Source organism: Oscillochloris sp. ZM17-4 (assembly GCF_019599295.1).
In the GTDB taxonomy this organism is placed as follows: domain Bacteria; phylum Chloroflexota; class Chloroflexia; order Chloroflexales; family Chloroflexaceae; genus Oscillochloris.
This window is the reverse complement of the sequence record NZ_JAIEWN010000027.1, coordinates 72,993-78,730: the sequence shown is the minus strand read 5'-3', so window position 1 is coordinate 78,730 and position 5,738 is coordinate 72,993. Positions and strand designations below refer to the sequence as shown.

Annotated in this window: 5 protein-coding genes; 4 read left to right on the top strand and 1 reads right to left on the bottom strand. The window is 70.8% G+C overall.

Going from position 1 to position 5,738, the window contains the following annotated elements; genetic code table 11:
- Positions 1 to 173 precede the first annotated feature (173 nt).
- A complete protein-coding gene (locus tag K2Z83_RS18390) occupies positions 174 to 1,745 on the top strand; it encodes a long-chain-fatty-acid--CoA ligase (RefSeq protein ID WP_220596649.1) in 1,572 nt (523 codons plus the stop codon).
- Positions 1,746 to 1,789: 44 nt separating this feature from the next.
- Here K2Z83_RS18390 and K2Z83_RS18385 read toward each other — a convergent pair whose 3' ends face one another.
- The gene (locus tag K2Z83_RS18385; protein WP_220596648.1) at positions 1,790 to 3,433 is read right to left on the bottom strand and encodes an amidohydrolase; all 1,644 of its coding nucleotides are present in this window, start codon (positions 3,431 to 3,433) and stop codon (positions 1,790 to 1,792) included.
- A gap of 223 nt (positions 3,434 to 3,656) precedes the next feature.
- Here K2Z83_RS18385 and K2Z83_RS18380 point away from each other — a divergent pair, with 223 nt between their 5' ends.
- The 3 genes from K2Z83_RS18380 to K2Z83_RS18370 all read left to right on the top strand — a co-directional run.
- Positions 3,657 to 4,124 carry a nitroreductase/quinone reductase family protein gene (locus tag K2Z83_RS18380; RefSeq protein ID WP_220596647.1) on the top strand — a complete coding sequence of 156 codons (468 nt, stop codon included), beginning with the start codon at positions 3,657 to 3,659 and terminating at the stop codon, positions 4,122 to 4,124.
- A 114-nt stretch (positions 4,125 to 4,238) separates the two neighbouring features.
- The gene (locus tag K2Z83_RS18375; RefSeq protein WP_220596646.1) at positions 4,239 to 4,997 is read left to right on the top strand and encodes a DAK2 domain-containing protein; all 759 of its coding nucleotides are present in this window, start codon (positions 4,239 to 4,241) and stop codon (positions 4,995 to 4,997) included.
- A 259-nt stretch (positions 4,998 to 5,256) separates the two neighbouring features.
- The coding region (locus K2Z83_RS18370; RefSeq protein ID WP_220596645.1) for a thiamine pyrophosphate-binding protein at positions 5,257 to 5,738 on the top strand (482 nt) is incomplete at its 3' end.

Below are 5,738 nucleotides of genomic sequence, written 5' to 3'. Positions count from 1 at the left end.
GGGGTGGCGAAGCCACCCCCAAACCCCCGCCTGGCGGCGATATTGCGGCGACGCCCGGCGCGCAGTACAATAGATGCAGCCCCGGCCCTTCTACCAGCCCTAAGGCACGCCCGGCCCACCCCCGGTGCCGCCGCGCCCTGTTCGGAGTACGCGCAAGGAGGCGCATCACATCGATGGAGACCCCACTCAGCCCGATGGAGTTCGCCCGCCGCGCCCGCCGCCTCTACGCCGGCCGCGAGGCGGTGGTCGACGGCGACCTGCGGCTCACCTACGCCCAGCTCTTCGACCGCTGCGACCGCTGGTCGGCCGCCCTCCAGGCCTTTGGGGTCGCCCAGGGCGACCGGGTGGCCTACATCGCGCCCAACACCCACGCCCAGCTCGAGTCCTTCTACGCCGTGCCCCAGATCGGCGCCGTGATCGTCCCGATCAACTACCGGCTCATCCCCGGCGACTTCGCCTACATCATCAACCACAGCGGCTCGCGGGTCGTCTGCGCCCACAGCGACTACCTCGACGCCGTGGATAGCATCCGCGACCAGCTGCCGGAGGTGACTCACTTTGTGGCCCTGGAGGGCGCGAAGGAGGGCTGGCTCGACTACGAGGCGATCCTGGCCGATAGCCCGGCCGCCTTCACGGCCCCCGCGATCGCCGAGGGCGACCTGCTGGCGATCAACTACACCAGCGGCACCACCGCCCGGCCCAAGGGCGTGATGATCACCCACCGCAACGCGGCCATAAACATCCTCACCACCCTGGCCCACCACCACCTCGGCCCCGAGGACCGCTACCTCTGGACGCTGCCGATGTTCCACGCCAACGGCTGGACCTTCGTCTGGATCGTGACGGCCCGCGGCATGGCCCACATCTGCCTGCGCCGGGTCGAGCCGCGCACGATCTTCCCGCTCATCAGCGCGGAGCGGGTGACGATGTTCTGCGCCGCGCCCACGGTGCTGATCGCCATCGCCAGCGCCCCCGACGAGCTGCGCGCCGGCGCCCCGCGCGGGGTGCGCCTCTTCACCGCCGGCGCCCCGCCCGCCGCCGCCACGATCGAGCTGGTCGAGGGCGAGCTCGGCTGGGAGATCACCCACGTCTACGGGCTCACCGAGACCTCGCCCCTGATCACGATCTGCGAGCCGCTCCCCGAGCACGCCGCGCTCTCCCCATCCGCGCGCGCCGTGCTCAAGGCCCGCCAGGGCGTCGAGATGCTCGCCTCCGGCGAGATGCGCGTGCTCGACCCCGAGGGCAATGAGGTGCCCGCCGATGGGGCGACCCTCGGCGAGCTGACGGTGCGCGGCAACGTGGTCATGAAGGGCTACTTCAACGACCCCGAGGCCACCGCGCGGGCCATCCGCGACGGCTGGTTCTACACCGGCGACGCCGGCGTCGTCCACCCCGACGGCTATATCGAGATCCGCGACCGCTTCAAGGACGTGATCATCAGCGGCGGCGAGAACATCTCGTCGGTCGAGGTCGAGGGCGTCCTGCTGCGCCACCCGGCCGTCCAGGAGGCCGCCGTCGTGGGCATGGCCCACGAGCGGTGGGGCGAGGCGCCGCACGCCTTCGTGGTGCTGAAGCCGGGGGCCAGCTCCAGCGAGGCCGAGATCAAGCAGTTTGTGCGCGACCACCTGGCCCACTTTAAGACGCCGCAGTGGGTCAGCTTCGTCGATGAGCTGCCGAAGACGGCCACGGGCAAGATCCAGAAGTATGTGCTGCGCGGGGGCGGCACGGGGATCGCGAAGCAGTAGGGGCGGGCCAAAGTGCCCGCCCGCATTGCCGCCCTGCGCGAGCGTCACCGCCGGTAGGCCACCTTCCCGCCCACCACCGTCAGCTCCACCTTGATCTCCTTGATCTCCTCCTCGGGGCAGCTGAAGTAGTCGCGGTCGAGGGCGATCATGTCGGCCAGAAAGCCGGGGGCCAGCGGCCCCTTGCGATGCTCCTCGCGGGTCAGCCAGGCCCCGGCCACGCTGTAGGCGTGCAGGGCCTCCTCGCGGCTGATCGCCTCCTGCGGCGCGATCGGCGTGCCCTTCCAGCTCTGGCGCGTCACCAGGCTGTACAGCCCGACGAAGGGGTTGTAGTGGGCCGTGCTCGGGATGTCGCTGGTGGCCACCACCCGGATGCCGCGATCCAGGTAGGTGCGGGCCGGCTTGTAGCGGTGGGCCAGCTCCGCGCCCACATCGCGGAACAGGTCGTCGCCCTCGAAGTAGATGAAGGTCGGCTGGATCACCGCCGCGATGTCGTGGCGGGCCATGTGCTGGAGGCTCTCCTCGCTGGCGAAGTAGGCGTGGATCAGGTTGTGGCGCTGGTCGGCGCGCGGGCTCGGCGTGCTCTGGATCGCGTCGGCGAAGGCCAGCGCCGACTCGTGGTGCGCCCGGTCGCCGATCGCGTGGATGCCGATGTCCCAGCCCAGCTCGTGCCCTCGGGCGAAGAACTCCCTGAGATCCTCCGGGTCGAGCCGGTTGTAGTCGTGGACCTTCTCCTCGCCCAGGAAGGGCTGGAACATCCAGGCCGTGCGCGAGGTGGTGCCGCCATCGACCGCCATCTTCAGGCCGCCCAGGCTCAGCCACTCGTCGCCCAGCCCGCTGAAGACGCCCAGCCCGGCCGCGCGGGCCTCCAGCTCCTCGCGGCGCTCCTCCTCGCGGAAGCCGTGCCAGGAGGGCATCAGGTTGACCCGCACGCGCAGCCGGCCCTGCTCGCGGGCCATCAGGTAGGCCCGCATCTCCCAGGGGTAGAGGCCGGGGTCGAGCACGCTGGTGATGCCCACGGCCAGGTAGGCCTGGCCGGCCGCGTCCAGGGCCGCCACCGCCTCCTGCGGGGTCGGCGCGGGCAGCAGCCCCCGGCAGAGCAGCTTGGCGGCCGCCCGCAGGATGCCGGTCGGCTCGCCGGCGGCGTCGCGCTCGACCTTGCCGCCCTGCGGGTCGGGCGTGTGCCGGCTGACCCCGCCCAGCTCCAGGGCCAGCGAGTTGACCACGTCCATGTTGAAGAAGCGCTTGAGCAGCACCGGGTGGCGCGTTGTGGCCGCGTCGAGGTCCTGGCGGCTCGGCAGGCGGCCCTCGGCGAAGAGCGACTCGTTCCAGCCCTCGCCGACGATCCACTGGCCGGGCGGGGTGCGCTCGGCCGCCGCGCGCACCAGATCGACCATCGCGGCGATCGAGGCGCAGTCCTCGACCTGGATCTTGCTCAGCTTGAGGCCGAGCTCCAGCATGTGGTTGTGGGCGTCGTTGATGCCGGGCACCAGCGTGCGCCCGCCCAGGTCCACCCGCTCGGTCGCTGGGCCGGCCAGGGCCAGCACCTCGGCGTCGTCGCCCAGGGCCACCACCCGGCCATCCTTGCAGGCCACCGCCGCGCAGCGCGGCAGGTCGGGCCAGAGCGTATGCACATCTCCGTGGAAGAGCACCAGGTCCGGGGCCAGGTCGCGGGCGATCAGCGTGGCCATACCTATACCTCCTTGTACTCAGGCGTTTCGCCATGATAACCGACAACCGATGGGCGATGCCGGCCCGCCGCTTTGGTCAAGCCGAGGGTCTGCACGGTTACGATTTCTCATCGCGCTGTCCCCAGCCCGGCCGCACCCTGCCGCCCGCGCCGCTCGTACAACATGCAGAGGATACGCACGATGTGACCGACGCGCCCCAGCGGCGCGCCGAGAGGAGGCCCCAATGTACCTGCAGCAGCTGGCACGCTGGTTTTACCGCGGGCGTCGCCCAAACGATGTGGCCCGCCTGATGAACATCGTCGGGGCGGCGATCTCCGCCCTGGGCGTCGCCCCAAACTACACGGTGATGCTCCAGGTGATCGGCCGGCGCACCGGTCGCCTGATCGCCTTCCCCCTCGTTATGGTGGTGCAGGGCGGCGAGCGCTACCTGGTCTCGATGCTCGGAGCTGACGTGGCCTGGGTGCGCAACCTTGAGGCCGCCCAGGGCCGCGCGCTGCTACGCCACGGCCAAATCGAATATGTGCGCCTTGAGGAGATCCCGGTGGAGCAGCGGGCTCCCATCCTGAAGGCCTACCTCAAGCGCGCCCCTGGGGCCCGGCCGCATATCGCAGTCGACAAGGATGCGCCGATCACGGCGTTCGAGGCGGTGGCCGCGCAGATTCCGGTCTTCCGCGTGTGTGCGATGGCCTGATGGTATAATGCCGCCAAAGCTATCTGGAACCACATATTCTTTCCGGGGCGGGAGCTCGGGGAGCGCTTCGCCCTCCCTGAGTCTCTCCCTCTTTCCGGCAAGAAGGAGCACCCCATGGCCTCAGCCGACAGCCTCGTCGCCATCTTCGAGGCGATCACCCAGAACCTTGAGCGCGACCAGAGCAGCCTGAACCACCTCGACCGCGGCAACGGCAACAGCGGCGACAATATGGTCCACAACTTCCAGCTCGTCACCAGCACCCTGCGCAAGGTTACGGCCCAGGGCGGCCAGCAGGATGTCGGCGCGGCCCTCGGCCAGGCCGCCCAGGTGCTGCGCGATGACGGCAAGGGCGCGACGGCCCCGATCTACGCCTCGGGCTTCCAGGACGCCGCGACCCAGCTGCAGGGCAAGAGCAGCTTCAGCCTCAGCGACCTGATGCCGCTGCTCCAGGCGCTGCTCGGCGGCATGCAGAAGGCCAACAACTCCAAGCCCGGCGAGGGCTCCATGCTCGACGCGATCGTCCCCGGGGTGATGGGCTACCTCGACGCGAAGAACAACGGCCAGTCGGAGATGGAGGCCATCCTCAGCGGCCTGCTGGGCAGCCGGCGCGGGGCCAACTCCACCGCCGGCGCGTCCACCGGCTACGGCCAGAGCGCCGGCCGCGACACGACCGGCCAGATCGACCCCGGCGCGGCCGGGGCGGCCTCGATGCTGGAGGGGATGTTCGGCGCGCTGCTGCAGAGCGCCATGCGCAGCCAGGCCCAGGGGCAGGCCCAGCAGCAGGCCCCGGCCCAGCCCGCGCAGCCCGCCCAGCAGCCATCTACCGCAAGCACGGTCATCGACATCCTCGGCTCGCTCTTCGGCGGGCGATAGGATGATGGTGTGCCGTGGTGGCGCGGCAAAGCCGCGCCACCACGGCACCGCAGGGCCGAAGCATGCGCACCGGATGAATCTGCGTGTCGCCCATGCATGGGGTGCGCATGCTTCGGCCCTACCTATGCCGGGGGGCGGCCATCCCATATGCGGACGGAGGCCCCCTGCTCTACACGAAAACCGTTAACCTAACGCACATGGGCCTGCGGCCCCCGCCCCCCCGCAGGGCGGCAGCCCTCATCAGCAGAGAGGCAATCACATGAGAGGGGCAGAGGCGCTCCTGCGCACGCTGGTGGCCGGCGGGGTAGAGGTCTGCTTCACAAACCCCGGCACCTCCGAGATGCAGTTCGTGGCCGCGCTGGATAGCGTGCCGGGCATGCGGGCGGTGCTGACGCTCTTCGAGGGCGTGGCAACCGGGGCGGCCGACGGCTACGCCCGCATGGCGGGTCGGCCGGCGGCGACCCTGCTGCACCTGGGGCCGGGCCTGGCCAATGGGATCGCCAACCTGCACAACGCCCGCCGGGCCGGGGTGCCGCTGGTGAATATCGTCGGCGAGCACGCGGTGGCCCACCAGCCCTTCGACGCCCCGCTGGCCTCGGATATCGCCGGCCTGGCCCGCACCTTCTCGGGCTGGCTGCGCACCACCGCCCACGTGGGCGCGATCGCCGGCGATACGGCGGCGGCGATCGCCGCCGCCCGCCAGGCCCCCGGCCAGATCGCCACCCTGATCACCCCGGCCAA